At 29.2% G+C, this 20,391-nt stretch carries 20 protein-coding genes; 12 read left to right on the forward strand and 8 right to left on the reverse strand.

Translation table 11 applies throughout. From position 1 onward, the window contains the following. Both BLS77_RS18515 and BLS77_RS18520 read left to right on the forward strand, forming a co-directional pair. On the forward strand, nucleotides 1-196 hold a 196-nt coding region (locus BLS77_RS18515; protein WP_139164875.1), incomplete at its 5' end, for an IS3 family transposase. A gap of 464 nt (nucleotides 197-660) precedes the next feature. Then, a complete protein-coding gene (locus BLS77_RS18520; RefSeq protein WP_089973513.1) occupies nucleotides 661-1,260 on the forward strand; it encodes an AlbA family DNA-binding domain-containing protein in 600 nt (199 codons plus the stop codon). A gap of 128 nt (nucleotides 1,261-1,388) precedes the next feature. On the opposite strand, the gene BLS77_RS18525 is transcribed toward BLS77_RS18520, so the two are convergent. Continuing rightward, nucleotides 1,389-3,065, reverse strand: coding sequence for a GxGYxYP domain-containing protein (locus BLS77_RS18525; protein WP_089973516.1), 1,677 nt, complete (start codon nucleotides 3,063-3,065; stop codon nucleotides 1,389-1,391). Nucleotides 3,066-3,341: 276 nt separating this feature from the next. On the opposite strand from BLS77_RS18525, the gene BLS77_RS18530 reads away from it, so the two are divergent. The 4 genes from BLS77_RS18530 to BLS77_RS18545 all read left to right on the forward strand — a co-directional run bounded on the left by BLS77_RS18530 (nucleotide 3,342) and on the right by BLS77_RS18545 (nucleotide 10,469). Further along, nucleotides 3,342-3,581: a FeoA family protein gene (locus tag BLS77_RS18530; protein WP_089973518.1), complete on the forward strand. Its 240-nt coding sequence runs from the start codon at nucleotides 3,342-3,344 to the stop codon at nucleotides 3,579-3,581. Nucleotides 3,582-3,610: 29 nt separating this feature from the next. Further along, nucleotides 3,611-5,734 (forward strand): ferrous iron transport protein B, encoded by a 2,124-nt coding sequence (gene feoB, locus BLS77_RS18535; RefSeq protein ID WP_089973521.1) that lies wholly within the window; start codon nucleotides 3,611-3,613, stop codon nucleotides 5,732-5,734. 369 nt (nucleotides 5,735-6,103) lie between these two features. Beyond that, a complete protein-coding gene (locus BLS77_RS18540) occupies nucleotides 6,104-8,305 on the forward strand; it encodes a YhgE/Pip domain-containing protein (protein WP_242874028.1) in 2,202 nt (733 codons plus the stop codon). Nucleotides 8,306-8,318: 13 nt separating this feature from the next. Then, nucleotides 8,319-10,469: a YhgE/Pip domain-containing protein gene (locus BLS77_RS18545; protein ID WP_089973524.1), complete on the forward strand. Its 2,151-nt coding sequence runs from the start codon at nucleotides 8,319-8,321 to the stop codon at nucleotides 10,467-10,469. A 158-nt stretch (nucleotides 10,470-10,627) separates the two neighbouring features. Here BLS77_RS18545 and BLS77_RS18550 read toward each other — a convergent pair whose 3' ends face one another. Next, on the reverse strand, nucleotides 10,628-11,389 hold the full coding sequence (locus tag BLS77_RS18550) for a DeoR/GlpR family DNA-binding transcription regulator (RefSeq protein ID WP_089973526.1): 762 nt from the start codon (nucleotides 11,387-11,389) through the stop codon (nucleotides 10,628-10,630). Nucleotides 11,390-11,596: 207 nt separating this feature from the next. After that, nucleotides 11,597-11,746: a hypothetical protein gene (locus BLS77_RS20090; RefSeq protein ID WP_175490919.1), complete on the reverse strand. Its 150-nt coding sequence runs from the start codon at nucleotides 11,744-11,746 to the stop codon at nucleotides 11,597-11,599. 323 nt (nucleotides 11,747-12,069) lie between these two features. On the opposite strand from BLS77_RS20090, the gene BLS77_RS20435 reads away from it, so the two are divergent. From BLS77_RS20435 to BLS77_RS18570, 5 genes are all read left to right on the forward strand, one after another. Beyond that, nucleotides 12,070-12,744, forward strand: a complete 675-nt coding sequence (locus BLS77_RS20435) for a hypothetical protein (RefSeq protein WP_242874029.1) — start codon at nucleotides 12,070-12,072, stop codon at nucleotides 12,742-12,744. A 265-nt stretch (nucleotides 12,745-13,009) separates the two neighbouring features. Next, nucleotides 13,010-13,198 carry a hypothetical protein gene (locus tag BLS77_RS20095; protein ID WP_479723118.1) on the forward strand — a complete coding sequence of 63 codons (189 nt, stop codon included), beginning with the start codon at nucleotides 13,010-13,012 and terminating at the stop codon, nucleotides 13,196-13,198. Between the two features lie 30 nt (nucleotides 13,199-13,228). Next, complete coding sequence (gene fliB / locus BLS77_RS18560; protein WP_089973528.1) at nucleotides 13,229-14,386, forward strand: flagellin lysine-N-methylase; 1,158 nt, start codon at nucleotides 13,229-13,231, stop codon at nucleotides 14,384-14,386. Between the two features lie 440 nt (nucleotides 14,387-14,826). Then, complete coding sequence (locus BLS77_RS18565; RefSeq protein ID WP_089973530.1) at nucleotides 14,827-15,609, forward strand: class I SAM-dependent methyltransferase; 783 nt, start codon at nucleotides 14,827-14,829, stop codon at nucleotides 15,607-15,609. Nucleotides 15,610-15,686: 77 nt separating this feature from the next. Continuing rightward, entirely contained in the window at nucleotides 15,687-16,430 is a 744-nt protein-coding gene (locus BLS77_RS18570) for a PHP domain-containing protein (protein WP_089973532.1), read from the forward strand. 107 nt (nucleotides 16,431-16,537) lie between these two features. Here the strand turns inward: BLS77_RS18570 and spoVAE are convergent, their stop codons facing one another. Genes spoVAE through BLS77_RS18595 form a run of 5 tightly spaced genes read right to left on the reverse strand, consistent with a single transcriptional unit; the run spans nucleotide 16,538 to nucleotide 19,487 of the window. Next, nucleotides 16,538-16,891 carry a stage V sporulation protein AE gene (spoVAE, locus tag BLS77_RS18575; protein WP_089973535.1) on the reverse strand — a complete coding sequence of 118 codons (354 nt, stop codon included), beginning with the start codon at nucleotides 16,889-16,891 and terminating at the stop codon, nucleotides 16,538-16,540. A 22-nt stretch (nucleotides 16,892-16,913) separates the two neighbouring features. Then, nucleotides 16,914-17,915: a stage V sporulation protein AD gene (gene spoVAD, locus BLS77_RS18580; RefSeq protein ID WP_089973537.1), complete on the reverse strand. Its 1,002-nt coding sequence runs from the start codon at nucleotides 17,913-17,915 to the stop codon at nucleotides 16,914-16,916. Further along, nucleotides 17,916-18,395, reverse strand: coding sequence for a stage V sporulation protein AC (gene spoVAC / locus BLS77_RS18585; RefSeq protein WP_089973540.1), 480 nt, complete (start codon nucleotides 18,393-18,395; stop codon nucleotides 17,916-17,918). Between the two features lie 12 nt (nucleotides 18,396-18,407). Then, entirely contained in the window at nucleotides 18,408-19,268 is an 861-nt protein-coding gene (locus BLS77_RS18590) for a DUF421 domain-containing protein (RefSeq protein WP_089973543.1), read from the reverse strand. Between the two features lie 12 nt (nucleotides 19,269-19,280). Next, complete coding sequence (locus BLS77_RS18595) at nucleotides 19,281-19,487, reverse strand: DUF1657 domain-containing protein (RefSeq protein WP_089973545.1); 207 nt, start codon at nucleotides 19,485-19,487, stop codon at nucleotides 19,281-19,283. A gap of 239 nt (nucleotides 19,488-19,726) precedes the next feature. Between BLS77_RS18595 and BLS77_RS18600 the strand changes: the two genes are divergently transcribed. Next, the gene (locus tag BLS77_RS18600) at nucleotides 19,727-19,930 is read left to right on the forward strand and encodes a DUF1657 domain-containing protein (protein ID WP_089973548.1); all 204 of its coding nucleotides are present in this window, start codon (nucleotides 19,727-19,729) and stop codon (nucleotides 19,928-19,930) included. Nucleotides 19,931-20,391: the final 461 nt, after the last annotated feature.

Here is a 20,391-nt window from a genome sequence, read left to right on the forward strand (position 1 = left end):
ACAAGAATCCTTCTTCGGACATATGAAAGATGAAATTCACCTTGGAAAATGCAACACATTTAATCTACTGAAACAAGAAACAGATAATTATATTGATTATTATAATAACAATAGATATCAATGGAATTTGGCCAAGCTATCACCAAATAAATACTACGAATATCTAGAAACCGGTGAATATCCGATTAAAATCTAGCTAAACTAATTTTATATATTAATATAATTTAAAGCACTGGTAAATACCTACAAACGGTATAATACCAGTGCTTTCTTGTCATACATCTTCCATAAAAAATATTCCAATTCATTTTTTAGGCGTTTTTTTCTAACTGTCCTTGACATAGGGACCACTTTAGTAAAAATTTTATTACAGTTTTTTTTGTTTAACAAAAATAGATTATGGGATAGAATATAAAGTGAAAATAGAGATGGTTTAATTGTTATTCCCACAAATATTTAATACGATTCATTAGAAGCCAATAATTAGAGTAAAAGGATTATCGTATGATATAATAGGCATATAAGTAATGCTTTTGTATAATAAAATTATATTTGGAGAGCCATTCTAAAAGCTGGAACGGTTTTTCTTACTATGAATAACTAAATTCTCAATATGCTAATAGATATTGAGAATGATAATATAAAGATGGGGTGTAACTTTTGTCAAATAAAGATAATAATTTAAAAGAGGAAATAGTTAATCTTATTAGTCAAGGAGATAATGATAGAATAGAATTTAGGCATCATAGTGGTGGCCCAAATTTATTAGGTAAGATTATCTCATCTTTTGCAAACGCATCAGGTGGCAAATTGATTTTAGGGGTAAATAATAAGGGCAAAATCGTTGGTTGTAAAAAAGATGATGTAATGGATACCTTTAATAAATCTAAAGAGAAATTGATACCATGTCCTATTGTTTCAATAGAATTTATTGAAATAGATAAAAAGGTACTGGCCATTATTTCTATAGAAAAAAATCAAAAAATAATTTCATCTAGTTTAGGAGTATTTAAAAGAATTAACAATTCTGAAGAAATCATGGTAACAGAAGAAATAAAGAGAAAACAGTTAAATGCAGTTACCAAAGATGAAATTAAAGATACTGTTGGTGAAATGGCTCAGCAAATTTCACAGCTTACAATTACATTAGAAGATACTATACAACGATACAGAAGCCAAAACAAACTAAGTAGAAAAATTATTGAATGGATAGCCTGTGGAATAATTGGAATTGTTTTATCAATGCTTATTCACCTGTAAGGAATAGTAATTCTGGCTTGACATTGACATTATCAATGGAATTTAGAGAAGATGACGCCTGTTCAGTACAGAAATTATTTTCTCAATGTAGCCTAGTTTTTTTGAGTGTCATTTACGAAGGATACCTTTTACATAGTAGGAGTTATGTTTTTTTGAATTAATTTCATAAAGGTATCAGGTGTAACAAGTCTTACTTTAGAATTTTCATTTAATTTAGTTACTACATATTGAACATTATCCATAGTTTTACTCCATACATGAACGTAAACAAAAGTATATGAATCAGCACTTTTAATATCTGTATAGCCTAAATTAATTCTATTATTAACATTATTAATTAGTTGCTCCTCATTTTCTAGACCTTCCCAAAGTAAATCACGACAAGATACTATAGGCTTATTATTTGACCAAATTATTTTTCCATCATAGGTACTATTTTTTTCATAGTTAAGATAAAAAAGACCATTTATATTAGAGTGACAAGTATAGTTATCCCATAAATCTTTTCTGTAGAAAGCTTCATCATCAAGTATTAGTACATTCTTTTGATCAACTTTTTTCATATACTCATTTAATCTTTTGGTATAAGTACCTAGCTTATTTATAGGAAATTTACTAGGATACATATAACCATTTCCAGAGGGCGGAACTACATAATTATCATTGTGTTTTGGAGAACTAGCACTTTCATAGTATTTACTAAAAACTGTAGGGGCTAAGTAATAAAGTGATGGACTTATAGACCAACCTAAATTGAAATTGCCTCTACTTTGGGAACCGTACCAGCTTTTTGAACTGTAGTTACTTCCAAGAAACCATTGTTGATTATCACCATCAGACATAATAAATGTTATATAATGAACACTATCTTCTTTAGGGATTTTATTATTAGATTTTTGGTTATGCGTAGCTAGTGGATAGGAACTTAACACAGATAAATTATAAGACCAATCAGAAGCAATTACATCTACTCCAAATTTTGAAGCTATATTCACATTAGTATGTTCATCAGGCCCCCAACCCAAACAACGTGAAGTGTTATCCATAGATTTAAATATAGTATCTCTCAAAGAATTATCATTTATATCATCTTCATAAAATATTAGAGATTTTGACATTATTGAATAATCTCTTAAAGCTATATATTTACTAGGAGATAATTCTATAACAGTAGAATGATTTAGGCCCAAGTTCCAAAGGTTATTATATGCCCAATATTTATCTGTATCTCTACAATCTTTAATTAAATTGCTTACTCCAGCACTTTTAATTTTAGATTCTAAGGATTCTTCAATTACTATTGAATCTTCTAAGCTCGCAAGAGAGCAAGCATTATTTATAGATGGACCTTTTAAGTTACTATATAATATATATCCATTTATATAGTTTTTAAATTTACTTAATAATTGCCAAGGATCTTGAATATTTGTATATTTAACATTATGATTATCATTTAAATCTTTAAGCCAAATTTGGTAGTCAGGTTCATTAGAACTAAGTATATAAATCTGATCATCCGATTTAGTTGAGACTAAACCTTGAAGGGTAGATATCATGGTTTTTTCTTCATTACTCATACCATTTTCTGAGATAACATATAGATGTTTTGGAATTATAGAATTTTTAATATATGAATCATTGATATCTAACATATCATCTTTAAAGAATGATGAGTAAACATTACAATTAGAAGGCTTTTTCATAAGATTTGTATCTGAAAGAGTTTTTGAATAAGATAGAATGGGGGAAAAAGAATATAATAATGTTAAAAGTATAAATGAGCAGATTTTAATAGATTTTTTCATAGTTACATACCTCGCATATAATTATTGTCCAACATTTATTATGATTAGTTAAAGAACTGTAGTTTATTCATTGGAGTAATTGTTAATTGAGGAAAATAGTAAATAAAAATAATTTTAGTGGGAAGTTAGGGATTCCCTAAACGCATTTCAAATGAAATGCGTTTACTTTTTGTGTTAATTTAGAACTTATTAAAATAAGTATCATATCTTATTAGTATAAATAATAACAATTTCTTACAAAAAGAAAAACCTTTTGTAAAGGGGTAAGGGGCAACGATGATAAGAGCAAATAGAACACTTAATTCAATTAAATTGAATGATACTGCGAAGGTTACAGCTTTAATAGTAGATGGAGAGCTAAGAAGAAGATTTCTTGATTTAGGAATAATAAATGGAACTGAAATCAGACCTTTATATGCAAGTCCATTAGGAGACCCAACAGCTTATTTAATTAGAGGTACTGTAATTGCAATAAGGGAAGATGAAGCAAGATTTATTCAAGTAACAAATTGCTAAATAAAGTTTATTAAGAAAGGGGCAGGATAATGGGGTTAACAAAGAGTTCTACAGGCTTAAATATTATGTCTAAAGTAAAGAAAATTAGCATTAAGGATATTAATTATACAATAGGATTAGCTGGAAATCCAAATGTAGGAAAGAGTACAGTGTTTAATGAATTAACTGGGTTAAATCAGCATACTGGTAATTGGCCGGGTAAAACAGTAGCTAATGCAGAAGGTGTATATGGATATAGAGAATGTGGATATAAAGTAGTTGATTTACCAGGAACCTATTCTTTATTATCAAATTCTGAAGAAGAGGAAATCGCAAGAGATTATATATGCTTTTCACAATATGATGCAATTGCAGTAATAGCAGATGCTACTTCATTAGAAAGAAATTTAAATTTGTTTCTTCAGGTTTTGGAAATATCTGATAACGCTATGTTGTGTGTGAATCTTATTGATGAATCTGAGAAAAAGGGTATAGAAATTAACTTTGAAGAATTAGAAAAAGAATTAAAATGTAAAGTTGTTAAAGCTGCAGCTAGACAAGGTGTTGGAATTGAAGAATTTAAAGAAGAAATATCCAAAATAGTAAAAGAAAAAAATCAGCAAGGATTTAAAGTTCAATATAATGAAGAAATAGAAGATGCAATTACAAAAATAAGTAATTTATTGACTATAGAAATAAGTGATAAAAAGAAGCGGTGGCTAGCACTAAGATTAATAGAAGGCGACAGGGTTTTATGTGAGTCTCTAATTAAAAGATTTAAAATAACAGAAGACATAGTTTTTGAAATACACAATATAAGAGAAAAGGTTAAAGAAGAGCTAGGTGGAGGTTCTATAAGTGATATAATAGTAGGAACAATTATTAAAAAATCTGAAGAGATTTGTAAAAAGGTTGTATGTGCGCCTGAACAATATACATTAAGGGATCAAAGAATAGATAAAATATTGACATCTAAATTAACTGGAATCCCAATAATGATTTTGCTTTTAGGAGTAATATTATGGATAACAATAACCCTTGCAAATATTCCCTCAGAAATTTTATCTAGGATGTTTGCAGCAATAGAGATTAAATTAAGAGAATTCTTTATCTATATTGCTGCACCAAGCTGGTTAACGGGTGTATTAATAGATGGAATGTACACAACAATAGCTTGGGTAACGTCGGTTATGTTACCACCAATGGCGATTTTTTTTCCTATGTTTACATTATTAGAAGATTTAGGATATTTACCAAGAATAGCATTCAACTTAGATAAGTGTTTTAAAAGATGTTGTTCATGTGGAAAACAAGCACTAACAATGTGTATGGGCCTTGGGTGTAATGCTGTAGGTGTAATTGGTTGTAGGATAATAAACTCACCTAGAGAGAGATTAATGGCAATAATAACAAATAATTTTATGCCGTGTAATGGTAGATTTCCAACATTAATTACAATTGCCACAATATTTATTGGAGCAACAGTTGGAGGTATAGGAAGTGTTTCTGGAAATATTATAGCTGCAGCAAGTGTAACAGCTATAATAGTTTTAGGTGTGTTTATGACACTCTTAGTATCTAAAATATTATCTAAAACCTTTTTGAAGGGGATACCTTCTAATTTTGTTTTAGAATTACCTCCATATAGAAGGCCACAAATTGGAAAAGTTTTAGTAAGATCAATTTTAGATAGAACATTATATGTATTAGGAAGGGCACTTGTAGTTGCAGCACCAGCTGGAATAGTTATTTGGATATTTGCAAATATTTCTGTAGGAAATAATTCTTTATTATGTACTTGTGCAGAATTTTTAAATCCATTTGCTGATTTAATAGGAGTAGATGGATATATATTAATGGCATTTATATTAGGGCTACCAGCAAATGAAATAGTATTGCCTATAATAATAATGAGTTATTTAAGATCATCAACAATGTTAGAACTAGATAGTGGAATTCAGCTTAGAGAGTTATTAATTGCAAATGGGTGGACGTTATTAACAGCTATAAACGTTATGTTGTTAAGCTTAATGCACTATCCTTGCGCAACAACTTTAATAACCATAAAGAAAGAAACAAAGAGCTTTAAGTGGACATTTTTAGCATTCATAATACCAACAATATGTGGTATGGTAACTTGTTTTGTTGTAACTCAAATATGGAGATTTATATAGCTATAACAAAAAAGCACTTTGGATTAAATTTTCCAAAGTGCCTTTTTATGTATTAATTCTTTTTGCTATTTGTAACTTTTTCTTGATGTTCACTATTCTCTGTTCTTTTAGTGCCAACATTAACATTTTGTTTGTTTTTTTCTTTACTATTACCTTTAAACATTAATAATCACTCCTCTTCAAATATTATCTTTTCCTTTTGAAAGTAGTAATATTCACTTGTTTTTAATATATTACACTTACTTTATAAATCGTTCGCTAGGTAACATACCATTTATATATTCTTATAATGGATATATCTAAAGTTAAAAAAACCCAAAAATTAAAATAAATATGATATAATGGATAGAGGTAAATTATACTACTGTTATGCAAGCTAAAAGAAAATTAAGAAAGAAAGGTAGAGGTAAAGTAAATAATATGAAAAAGCTAATGATCGTATTTAAGAGAGATTTAAAAAGCATTTTTAAAAATCCAGTAGCACTAATTATTGTGTTTGGAATATGTGTTATACCAGCTTTATATGCCTGGGTTAATATAAAAGCTTGCTGGGATCCTTATGGAAATACAAGCACTATGCCAATAGCGGTAATAAATAATGATAAGGGCGCTAATATGGTGGGAGAAAATATAAATGTAGGAGGGGAAGTAGTAGAGGAACTTAAAAGCAATAAAAATATAGGTTGGAAATTTGTTTCTAGAGAAGATGCAGATATGGGAATTGTTGATGGAACTTATTTTGCAACCATAGAAATACCAGAAAGTTTTTCGGAAGATTTGACTAGTATAGTAACCGATAAGAGTAAAAAAGCCCAGATAATTTATAAGGTTGACACCAAGGCAAACCCTGTAGCAGGAAAAATAGCAGGAGTAGCAGAGGGAACTTTAATAGATCAAATTACTTCGAATTTTATATCAACTGTTAATAAAAAAGCTTTCCAAAAGGTTAAAGGATATAAAGAGGATATAAATAAAAATCGTGATGATATAATAAAACTTAAAAATTCAATTATAACAGCAGGGAGCGATATGGATACTATAGTAGCTGTTTTAGAGAATGTAAATGCGAACTCTGGTAATTTAAACACTTATTTAAAAGTGGTTAAAGATACAATGCCAGCTTTAACAGGTGGTATAGCAATAGGACAAACAACAACTCAAAATACAGAAAATTTAATAAAAACAACTAATGATAGCTTAAATACATCTTTTAAAACTTTGAAACAAAATTTAACGGAGATGAAGATAAGCATTGATAAAATAATAGCTATTTTAGATACAATAAATAACAATGAAAACACAACGGAAGTAAACAATCAATTAAATACTGTAAATAACAATATAAATCTTATAAATGATAATATAAATTCTAGTATACAATACCTTGAAGCTATTAATAAGGTAAATACAAATGAAGCAATATCTCAAACTATAGTTAGTTTAAAGTTATTACAAAGCAATTTAAATGATCGCGCTTCTTTAGTAACATCAATTTCAAATGATTATTTAAATGGGAAAAAAGATAATGATGAGGTTATGAAACAATTAAAGAGTGATTTGCAGAAAATATCAGAAGACATAACAAAGACAACAAATCAGTTTGAAAATAATACAATGCCCGCTTTAAATGAAATAGCCTCTTACTTAACAAATGCAACAAAGGATGCATCACAACTTTTAAAAAGTTCAAATGGGGCAGTTGAAGGAGTTAATACTTTAATAACTTCAGCTACAGATGGAAGCCAGCTTACAACGAAGGTTTCTGGAGATCTTTTAGAACAGTTAAAACAGTATAAAGATGAAATAAAATATTTGGGTAATCAATTATCAAAAATAAATGATAATGATTTAAATACCATATTTGCAATACTTCAAAGTAATCCGGATTTAATGGGTGAATTTATATCAAATCCATTTAATATAAAAGAGGTTAAAGTCTATTCTGTGCCAAACTACGGCTCTGCAATGACACCAGTATATTCAGTACTAGCCCTTTGGGTTGGTGGTTTAATTTTAACGTCAGTATTAAAAACTGAAGCACCAAAATTTAAAGGTGCGGAGAATCTCACAATAAGAGATAAGTATTTTGGGAAAATGCTTATCTTCGTAACTTTAGGTATAATACAGGGGATAATAATAGCTTTAGGAAATATATTTTTACTTAAAGTGTATTCAGTTAATCCATTCTTAATGGTGATATTCTCAATATTATCATCTATAACATTTTCAATCATAATATTCACAAATGTATCTTTACTTGGAAATGTAGGTAAAGCTATTAATATAGTATTTATGATTATACAATTAGCGGGTTGTGGCGGTAGTTACCCTATACAGTTAGATCCACTTATATTTAGAATATTACAACCACTATTTCCATTTACCTACTCAGTAGGAGGATTTAGAGAGGCTATTGCAGGTCCTTTAAGCAGTAGCGTTGTTTTAGATATAGTAATGTTATTATTATTCTGTGCATTATATATTATATTAGGTTTTATTTTTAAACCACGTCTGCATAGTATTGTAAAAGTGTTTGAAAAGAAATTCCATCAATCAGGTATAGGCGAATAATTGAGGTGAAATCATGAAAATGTTATTTAAAATATTCAAAAGAGATTTAATAAAAATTAAAAAAAATTATGCAGCTGTGATAGTAATAATTGGACTTTGTATTATACCATCACTATATGCTTGGATAAATATTGCAGCCTGTTGGGACCCCTATGCAAATACCGGTGATTTACCAGTAGCAGTAATAAATAAAGATGATGGGACACTAATAAATTCAACAGAAGTAAATGTTGGAGATCAAGTAATAGAAAACCTTAAAAAAAATAAATCAATAAAGTGGGAAGTAATAGATGAGTGGCAAGCTAATAATGATTTAAATGAAGGAAAATATTATGCTATTATAGAAATTCCACAAAATTTTTCAAGTGGGTTAGTAAGTTTAACTACAAGTAATCCTAAAAAGCCCAATATAATTTATAAAGCAAATGAAAAGACTAATGCAATTGCTACTAAAATTACTACTGTAGCTAAGGATAAGTTAACTAAAGAAATAAAATTAAACTTTGTAAAAACCGTTAATGAAAAAACTTTTGATGAATTAAACAAGGTAGGATTGCATTTAGATAATACTAGTGTAAAGGTTCTAGGACTTAAAAATGTAGTAGATACAGCTAATGAAAATTTGATAAATATTAAAGGGTATATAGATAGTTCTTCTAAAAATGCTCAAGATTTAAGTAAGTATATAGCAAGTATTAAAAATGATTTACCACTTATTACAGATCAAATAAATAATTTGCAAAATGTAACAGAAGCAAGTAAAAAGTTAGTGACTGAAACCAAAAGTAATTTGGCTACCGTTAATGGTAATATTAATGCGGATATTATGCAATTACAAGTAGTATCACAGAAAGTAGATACTTTGCTTAAGAATATTAAGAATCCATCAACTCCAGAATATGAAATTAATAAAAGTATTAAGCAATTAGAAAGCTATAAAGAAACCCTAGAAAATTTAGTAGATTCTACAATTAAAGAGGTGCAAGGAATTAACTCAACTATTAATAATGAACACTTAAATTCACTAGTAGCATCACTTAATAACATTAAAGAAGAGCTGGCACAAGAGGAAATTGCCTTAAATAATTTAAAAGATGAATTTAATAAAGGCGAAATAAGTGATAAGAAGTCTAGGGATATAGATTCAGTAATGAAAATTAATGATGAATTAATAAATAGAATATCAAAGGTATCTAATGAATTTTATAAGAGTGGGACAGCTACAATTAATAATATTGCAAGTATTACTAATTCCAGCTTAGATGAGCTGAATTTAATATTAGAAACAACAAAAATTATAGTGCCACAATTAAATGCTTTGGCTAATTATGGTATAGCATCTAGTAATGAAGCTGTAAAGGCTGCAAATGAGTTAAATAGTAAAATAACATTAATACAAACTGAGGTAACAGACTTAAATAATAAATTAAACGGGTTGAATGAAAATAGTTTAAATAATATTATTGATATAATGGGAAAAAATCCAGAGGAAGTAGCTAGCTTTATAGCTTCTCCCATAGAAGTAAAAGAAGTTGATGTATATGGCACAGGTGTATTTGGTATAGGATTAACTCCATTTTATACAGTGCTTGCTATATGGGTAGGAGCACTTTTGGCAGGAGCTTTATTAACAACAACTTGCGAAGATTTTGAGGTGGGACCGCAGCCTAATATGTTGCAAAGACATTTTGGGAAAATGATGATTTTTATTAGTTTAAGCTTAATTCAAGCTATTATAGTTACATTGGGGGATTGGTTAATACTAGGGATACAGGTTTATAACTTACCTTTATTATTTATATTTGCTATTTTAACATCAATTACTTTTACAATAATAATCTTTACTTTAGTATCAATATTGGGCAATGTAGGTAAAGCTATTGCTGTTATCATAATGGTTTTTCAAATAGCGGGTGCAGGAGGTATATATCCAATACAAACTAATCCACAAGTTTTTGGAGTGTTATATCCATTATGGCCATTTACGTATGCTATAAATGGTTTTAGAGAGGCAATTGCAGGTCCATTTTGGAAAACAGTAAATATAAGTATTGTAGTACTTATAATATACTGTATAATATTCATAGTTCTTTCGATATTAAAAAAACCATTCTATAAAATAACCCATTTTATGGAGTATAAATTTGAGAAATCTGAATTGTAAAAAATACAGATATTTTAACTTTATTTCAGCTTTTTATTTAATATTTAGTTGCCATTTGTGAAACTAGAGAAGAGGCGAATGCAGCAACAAGATAATAAGGGACATATACAGGTAATATTTTATTATAACCAGTACATGTTCCTATCCTTTCTATTACATTAAATTAGCTTTACAGCTAATTTTTCAAGTTTTTCTCTAACATCATCTGTAAGGTCTGAATCAGTAATTATAACATCTAAATCATCTAAAGTAGAAAATCTATAAGTACCATCTACATTAAACTTTTCTTTTTCTACAAGTAAAAATACCTCTTTACTATTAGAAACTATAATTTCCTTAACATTACCATCTTCTAGTGTAACAGTTCCTACGCTGTTTGTAGTTAAATTAACTCCTGAACTCCCGACAAAACCTTTGTTAAAAGTATATTTAGATATGCTATTAATTACTTCAGACCCAAGAACTGCACCAGATTTATTATCATATACGCCACCTATGCATATTAGCTTAGTAGTTTCATTATTATTAAAAAGAGGTGGTATTAAGGGCATATTAGTTATTAAAGTTATTTGCTTAGTACTAGTAGCTATTAATTTAGCTAATAGAAAATTAATACTTGAGGTATCTAAAAAAATTACATCTCCATTATCTATAAGGGAAAAAGCTTTTTCAGATATAATCTCCTTACTACTTAAATTCACGCTCATTCTAGTAGCTATATGGCTAGATTTAGAAACTTTTCTATTTAATATAGCTCCACCATAGGTTCGTTGAAGAGCCTCGGCTTTTTCTAGTTTTTGCAGATCCTTTCTTATCATACCTTCTGAAACATTAAACCTTTCACTTAATTCTTTTACCTTTATTCTACCAGTTTCACTAAGAATACTTAAGATATGTTCTAGTCTTTCTTCAGTAAACATTTAATCACTCCATTAATTATTATCATTTAGTATTGTTGTTGATTAATATTATAACATTATTATATTAATTTACAAAATATCTTGAAAAAAAGTTTCAAGTAGAGTAGAATAAGAATAAATAAGCGATAATGATAAACAATAGTCAACAATGAGGAAAGCTGAAGACGATATAATTTAGCGTAATAAGATAATGCTTAGCGTCATATTTTATATATTTATGAGGAAAGGAGATGTTTTAGACATCTCCTTTCCTTTTAAGTTGTTTAAATCAATTGGGTCTGATATTCCATTAGTATTTTTATCCTCTCTCGAATATTCTTCTGGTACTTCTAACTTTTTTATATGAGTTAAACACATTGAAATACTTCTCTAAAAGTAGTAAAATATATTTGTAATGGTAGACAAATATGGTAAAAAACGTCGAAAATAGAATCCTAGAGAGTTTAGAATTGCAGTATCCTAAGGGAACTGAAAGAAAATAACAAGTCAAAGATTCTGAGAATATTTTGTGCTAGTCGAAGAGCCGCAGCGTAAAATAGGCTAGTTATTTTGGGAAACTCATTAAAATAATTACTGAGAAAGTAGTACAATTACATGATATACTCATAAATTATATTAATGTACTTAAAAATTGTCTGTTATTTTTAAAAATTCTTAACAAAAAAAAGGTGGGGTTATAAGTGAATGTGAAAAAAATAATACTAGCAGCAATGTTAGTATCTTCAATGACTATAGGAATAATGGGATGTTCTACAATTAATGACGATAAAAATGATAATACAGAGAAGGTAGATAAAGATACTAATGATGTTATTGCTGAAGAGAAAAAGCAAAATGCAGATGATAATAAACCTGTAGCTAATAGTACTAATAAATTAGAAGATAATAATAAATCAAGTCAAGATTCTACCAAAAACGATGGTGATGCTTCTCAAGAAAAACCATTGGCTTCTAACGATAACATAAAAGAAAAAGTTTATTCAGAAAACAATATCACTGAAAAAATTAAAAATTATATTATTAATGATCAAGAAAACAAACCAGAAGCACAAAAAATAAAATGGAGTAAAACATTCCTAAATCAAGTTGATATTGAAAGTTTATATAAGAAATATATAGCTAATGCGGGTAAAACTGACGACTTAGAGAGCTTTGCAAACTATATAAATCTAAACGCGCCTATTTCCAGTGGCTGGGAAGATCTATTTAAAAAAGATTTATATGATGCATATGGGGAAAAAGTTGTTAGATTAGAACCTTTGAAAGATAATCTATACCAAGCATATATTGTAAAAGATGGTTCCGAAGTACCTTATGTTGTAGTTTCATCGAGAACCGGTTATTTTCATGGATAGTTATTTAAGTATGAAAAAATTATCATGGAGGTTATTAAATTAGAAGGTGAAAGTAGTATTGAAAATAAAATAATTTAAGAGATTCTACTGCAATAGAGTTAAAAACTTTATTGCAGTTTTTTATCTATAAAAATAAGTTTAAGATAATAATTAATAAACATAATTACATTGAACATTTGGTTAATGATAGATATTATTAAGAAATCCTATTAAAAGTGGTATTGCCTTATGCTATAATTATAATATAGATTTAGATCACCATAATATAAAGAATGTAGATATGATAGATGATTTATTAAACTATAAATTAGAAGGTATGGATAAGAAAGTTGTATTGTTATCTAATTTAGAAATGTGGAAAGAATATGAATCATTAGATATGAAGCTTAAAGAAATACAAAGAAGAATAATTAATGCTATATATATTACCAGAAGGCGATATAAAAGGATATAGTAAATATAGATATATGATGTGAGGTTGAAAATGAAGATAAGAAAACCAGATTATTTGGATGAATTTAAATGTATAGCGTCTGAATGTGAAGACACCTGTTGTGCTGGATGGGGAATAGTAATTGATGATGAAACACATAAGCAGTATTTAACTGTAGCTAGTGAATTTGGAGAGAGATTAAGAAATGAAATAGTTATTGAAGGAGAGGAAAATATTTTCCTGTTAAAAGGTAATAACTGTACATTTTTAAATGAAAATAAGTTATGCGATATATATAAGGAGCTGGGAGCAGATAGTCTTTGTTATACATGCAGAGAATATCCAAGGTATTTAGAAGATTTTGGTAACCTGCGTGAAGTAGGAATATCTTTATCTTGTCCTGAAGCTGCAAGAATAATACTCGGGTCATCTAAAAAAGTAGAATTTGAATTAACAGAAAATGATGAAGAAGTTAATAGTTGCAATGATATAAATCAAATGATTTATATTAATCTTATGAAATGTAGAAAAGTAGTTTTTGATATTCTACAAAATAGAAATTTAGATTTGAAGGTTAGAGGAGCTTTAGTCCTTATTTTTGCAGGCGAAATTCAAGAAAAGATAGATTCAAATGAGATAGAAGATATAAAAAAAGTGAAAAATAAATATTCAGACCAAAGCTTTATTGATGAGACTATTAAAAGTATTGAAGAATATAAAGGAAAAGGAAGTGGAAAATATAATAATATAAATGAAGTTTTTAAAGTCTTTAGAGATTTAAAGCACATAAATCCTAATGATCCTTTAGGACTCGAGGATGCATTAAGATATTTTTGGCAAAGTGAAGATGATGAGGAACTTTATTTAGATATTCATAAAAGATTTGAAGATTATTATAAGGATAAAAGCTATCACTTTGAACAGATTTTAGTTTATTTTGTATTCAAATACTTTATGAAGGCTGTTTTTGATTATGATGTTTTAGCAAAAATAAAAATTGCGTTAGTAAGCTGTTTAATGATTAAAGAATTAGCGGTAATAAGGTATTTAGAAAATAAGGAATTTACTGAAGAAGATATGGTGGATATTGCTCATACATATTCTAAGGATGTAGAGCATTTAGAAGAGAATATTGAAACCTTAGAAGAAGTATTTGAAACTAATGAAGTATTTAGTCTTGAAGACGTGTTAGTTACTCTAATGAATTAGAGATGAAGAAAGACAAGTTGCTATAAATGATAGCAGTCTCATAGACCTTAGCAAATTAACACAGGACAAGGTCCCACACTGGTTTTTAATATTTCTAGGTACAAGTATTATTGAAAACAAAATAATTTAAACAATTGAACTGTAATATAGATAAAAGCCCTATAGATAGACTTTTTTCAAATCGTCTATTCTATAGGGTGCTTTTTACTTTATATAGAGTTCTTCTCCATTAGAGCAAATGACCTTCTTATACCAATCAAAGGAGTTCTTCTTAGATTTTTCTAATGTTCTCAAGAATTGAATATCTTGCTTGCGAAATTATAGAAGATACTTTATCTCTTTTAAGAAATGATGAGCTGATAAAGCAGTTACTTTATAGAATTTAATAATGACAATATATGTTTTACAGTAAAAAAACAAAAGCTAGGATGGTAAATAATATGAATATTGCAATTACAACCACAAGAAACCCCGATGAAAGTTTAATAAATAAAGCATATGGTATATCTAAAGAATTAGATATACCATATGTAAAAAGAGGAAATTATAGTATAAAAAAAATTAGTGAAATGAATAAAATAGAATGTTTTCTCTTTGTAGAAAAAGATAAAATTGTTTTAAAGGGAGAAGATAATGCATTTTTTTGGCATCCAAATACATCAGAAATTAAGATGAAAGCAATAAAAGAAGGTCTGAATCAACCTATGGTTGAAGCTATGGATTTAAAATCCGGGGATAGAGTATTAGACTGTACTTTAGGACTTGCAACAGATGCTATAGTATTTGCATCTATTGTTGGTGAAAATGGCATGGTTGTTGGCACAGAAGTTAATAAGTATATTGCTTGTATAACTAAAAACGGATTAAAGTATTATGAAGATGTTGACGCGCAAACTAAAATATTTATGGATATGATAGATGTTATTAATTCATCTTATGAAGACTATATTTTAAGTATGCCAGATGATAGTTTTGATGTAGTTTATTTTGACCCTATGTTTAAAATACCAAATAAAAAATCGGTGTCAATAAATGCTTTAAGGCCATTTGCACATCAAGAAGGATTAAAAAAAGAGACACTTATGGAGGCACTACGTGTTTGTAAAAACCGTGTTGTTATTAAAGAAAGAGTTGGCAGTGGTGAGTTTGAAAGATTAGGAATTCAAAAATGTTATGGAAATAGTAAATTTGGATCTATAGCTTATGGTGTTATTGAAAAATAAAATTTTTATTAACAATATGGTGCAATTTAGTAGCTAGCTGAATATTGTATACAATAATACTACTATGGAGATAAAAAATGTACACAAAAGGCGATTTTCATATTCATACAACAAAATCTGATGGTGATTATACCCCTACTGAGATTATAATGTTTGCTAAAGAAAGTAATGTTGATACTATATCTATAACTGATCATAAAACTATGTCAGGAGTAGAAGAAGCAATAAAAGCAGGGGAATGGTTAGGTGTTAATGTTATACCTGGGATTGAATTATCTACAAGGTTTAATGGAAAAAAGGTTCATATTTTAGGGTACTTCACTAATGAAATATATAAGGATAAAGATTTTATTAGTGCATTAAGATATGCAAAAAAGGATAATAGTAAACTTTTAGAAACACTCATAGGTACCTATGTAGATGTTAGAAAAGATTTGGAGAAAAATAAGATTACTACTCAAACTGGTATTGATTTACTTAAATACTTTGGTGGGAGTGTAGTTTTGGCTCATCCAATTAGATTAAAAGATGGAATGCTTGCCCCCCTTCTTGAAATGAATTTTGATGGAATTGAAGCCCTTTATCCCGAAAATACTGTTGAGCAAAATGAATTGTATAAAGGTATAGCTAGGGAAAAAGGATGGTTTTATACTGCCGGTTCAGATTTTCATTCTGATAGTAAAACACATAGGCATCATGGTTTAATTGGGCAGGTTTATTTAAATAATTATGAAATTGAAAAGTTTATAATCAAATTAAAAAATAATGAAAATACCTGTCTCGGACAAGCTTGCATTAATAATCAAAACCCACGACAATAATAATGTAAGTGTTGTCGTGGGTTATTTTAGTTTGTAGGAGTTTAAATTTATTTAATATAGCTAGGCATATAAAAGAAATTTAAATTGTAGTATGTTTTTTCATATGCTTAACCTTTTGGTTTAAATATCATGGCAGAAATAAATCCAAAGATTATTGCTGCGGAGACCCCTGCACTTACTGGCTTTAAAACACCGGTAAATATTCCTATAAAACCAGTTTGCTCAGCCTCAGTTATGGCCGCTGTTACAAGAGCGTTTCCAAAGCTACTTATAGGTACAAATGCCCCTGCACCTGCAAAGGCAACCAAAGGATCATATAGACCAAACCCTCCTAAAATTGCACCAATTACAACTAATGTACAAGTTGTATGTGCCGGGGTGATTTTTAAAGTATCCATTATAAGTTGCCCAATAACACAAATTAAACCACCTATTATAAATGCAAAAATAAATTTTTCCATAAATTAACTCACACCTTCTTTTTTACATTTCTATAGAAACAGCATGGGCAATGCTAGGTATGCTTTCCTTTTGTTGAAAGGAGATAGGAGACATTAAGGCACCTGTTGCAACAATTAATATTTTCTTTAATTCTCCTCTTCGCATACGATTAAGTAAATGCCCATAAGTTACAGTAGCAGAACAACCACAGCCACTGCCACCAGAAAAGCTTGGTTGGTCTTTTGTATATATTAAAAGACCGCAATCTGTAAATATATCCGTTGGCATATCTATGCCATGTTTTTTTAATAAAGCATTAGCAAGTTCATGACCAACTTTTCCTAAATCACCAGTAGCAATAAGATCATAATAAGAAGCATCGATATTCAAATCTCTAAAATGGGCTTCAATAGTATCTACTGCTGCTGGTGCCATAGCTGCTCCAACGTTATAGGGATCAGAAGTCCCCATATCTACTACTCTTCCTATGGTAGCAGAAGTTACTTTTGGTCCATCTCCATTTGGTCCAAGGACTACAGCTCCAGCTCCAGTTACTGTCCACTGAGCACTAGGTGGTCTTTGTACACCATATTCTGTAGGATATCTAAATTGTTTTTCAGCAGCTGCATTATGACTACTTGCAGCAGCTATAACATATTTAGCTGCTTTACTTTCTATTAATTGAGCTGCTAATGCTAAACCTTCCATGGAACTAGAACAAGCACCGAAAATTCCCAAATAAGGTATTCCGAGTGTTCTTGCAGTAAAGTTGCTACAAGTAATTTGATTCATTAAATCTCCACTTAAAAAAAAGTTGATATCTTCTTTTTGTATCTTTGATTTTTGTATTGCTCTTTCACAAGCATGCTCAAGTAGAGCATGCTCTGCTTTTTCATAGCTATCTTGACCAAGCCATAAATCTTCATAAAGTATATCAAAGTCATCAGCTAAAGCACCATTACCTTCGAAAGGGCCACCAACTGCTGCAGAGGCTAATATCGTAGGTTTAGAATTGAAAATCCAAGATTGATGTCCTTTAAGCATTTACATTCCCCCTAGCCATATTATTGTCATTTTTATTGTAGCAACTACAAAAGCAGCAAAAACTCCATAAACAATAATGGCGCCTGCAAGACGGAACATATTGCCAGCTACTCCAAGTACAAATCCTTCACTTTGATGTTCAATTGAAGCAGAAGCTATAGAATTAGCAAAGCCTGTAATCGGAACAGCAGTTCCACATCCAGCCCATTGACTAAGGTGATCATAAATTCCAAGACCAGTAAATAAAGCTGCAAAAAAGATTAAAACTACTGAAGTAGGACCTACTGATGTCTTTTCATCAAAATTAAGATAGGTAATAAAAAGCCACTGTAAGCCTTGACCAATTGTACATATTGTACCACCTACCAGAAAGGCTCTAATACAATTAGTTAAAATAGGTCTTTTAGGTTCTATACTATTTACTAATTCATCATATTGTAGCTGGGTTGTAGTCATTCTTTTCTTTTTCATATTTGACATTTATTTCACCTTCTAACGTAATAAATATGGTTCTAATTTTTTTATGACTTCTTCTAATTTTTGAGCGCTTTGTGAGTACATAGTTTTTGTCTCTTCATTGTCACAGTCTAAAGAAAATGACATAAAATCTGCTTGACTTTTTTGAATGCTAGCATAGAGCATTTCTTTAACCTGTGTTTTAGGAACTTGTATCATATCATCAAAAATATCTACATATAAGTCTCCAGAAGAATCTACTTGACCTAGAAAAACATTTTCAATGGAAACTCCTTTGATTTCTAGCTGAGTTGTAAGCCAACCTCGATTTAATCCAGCATTAGTAAGACCTTCATTTAATATATTTCCATCTAAAATAACTGTTTGTGGTTCGGTCTTAGGTGCTACTTTTTTTCCTAAATCATATGAGGTAACAGGTTTCTTATCAGCTTTTAAACTAACATTTATATCACCCGTTGTTTCCATTACAGCAAATTCAACATCGGCTAAGTTAAATGCTTTCTTTGAACGCATTTCTTGTAGGAATTCTTGACCTGTAATTCTTACTTTAGATAAGTTATCTTCCATAATTTTACCGTTTTTAATTAGTACCCTTTCCTTACCATTTATCAGATTATAAATCCATTTACTTTTCATGGAAGCATAATCTAAGATAATAGGAAACACTGCCCAAACAGCCAGTGTAACTAGTCCAAAGTAAATATTATCAACTATATCTAAAGAAATTAAAGTAATTATAACCGCAATTACGGCATAAGAAATAAAATCAAAGGGAGTAGCCCTAGCTAATGGCTTTTTCTTCATATATTTTGTTATAACAAATGTTAAAATAAATAGAACTATTGAATTAAATAATAGTATTAACCAAGTATTCATATGCCACCTCACTTAGTTGCCTTTGTATTGGGGTTCCTCAAACTCCATAACGCCTATTCTTTTTTCTAAATCTGTTTTGATTTTACTTATTTCTTTAGATGCCTGGTTATAAATAGTGCTGGCTTCTTTATCACGTTCTTGTAATGAGTACATTCCTAAAGTGGCCTCAGATCCCTTTAGTGTAGCCAATGTTTCTTTTACCTTTGAAATGGCAGTCATGTAAAAACCTCCTTTATATTTATTAAATTGTTTCCTAACTTAATTTAACCAATAAGCTTAATTTTAATTCATATATACACATATATATATTTGTTTCAATTATTAAACACAAATTTCTAAAGTTTAATAAATATAGATTGGATTTTAAAAGGAATATATTTCATTATGAATAAATGAATATTAAAATTGATTATGAACAAGATATAGGGGTAGTAGAAAACTATAAAGGAGGGATTTTTATGCCAACAGGAAACAAACTTGAAACAGCATTAGCTAGTGCTAAAGGATTAGGTGCGGATATGAAGACATTTTCTTTAGATACAGATAATGAACAAGCAAAACAAATGTTTAATGAACTTGCAACTACAATGGGAACTGTAGAACAATCTATTCAATCAAGACTTGATTTTGTAAAACAAGAAGAACCTCAATATAATAAATAATTAATATACTGTCATATTTAGTTGAATTTATATTCTATAGATATGGGAGTATATTAATAGTAATTCCTTGGGGGAGTAGCCCCCAAGTGGCTAAGATCCAAATAGGTTTTTAACATTTCTAAGTACAAGTAATGGTGGAAACAAAATTATTTGATCAATTAAACTGTAATAAAGTTAAAAATAAAGTGGTCCCTATGTCAAGGACAGTTAGAAAAAACGCCTAAAAAATGAATTGGAATATTTTTCATGGAAGATGTATGACAAGAAAGCACTGGTATTATACCGTTTGTAGGTATTTACCAGTGCTTTAAATTATATTGATATATAAAATTAGTTTAGCTAGATTTTAATCGGATATTCACCGGTTTCTAGATATTCGTAGTATTTATTTGGTGATAGCTTGGCCAAATTCCATTGATATCTATTGTTATTGTAATAATCAATATAATTATCAGTTTCTT

The organism is Clostridium gasigenes (assembly GCF_900104115.1).
Taxonomy (GTDB): domain Bacteria; phylum Bacillota; class Clostridia; order Clostridiales; family Clostridiaceae; genus Clostridium; species Clostridium gasigenes.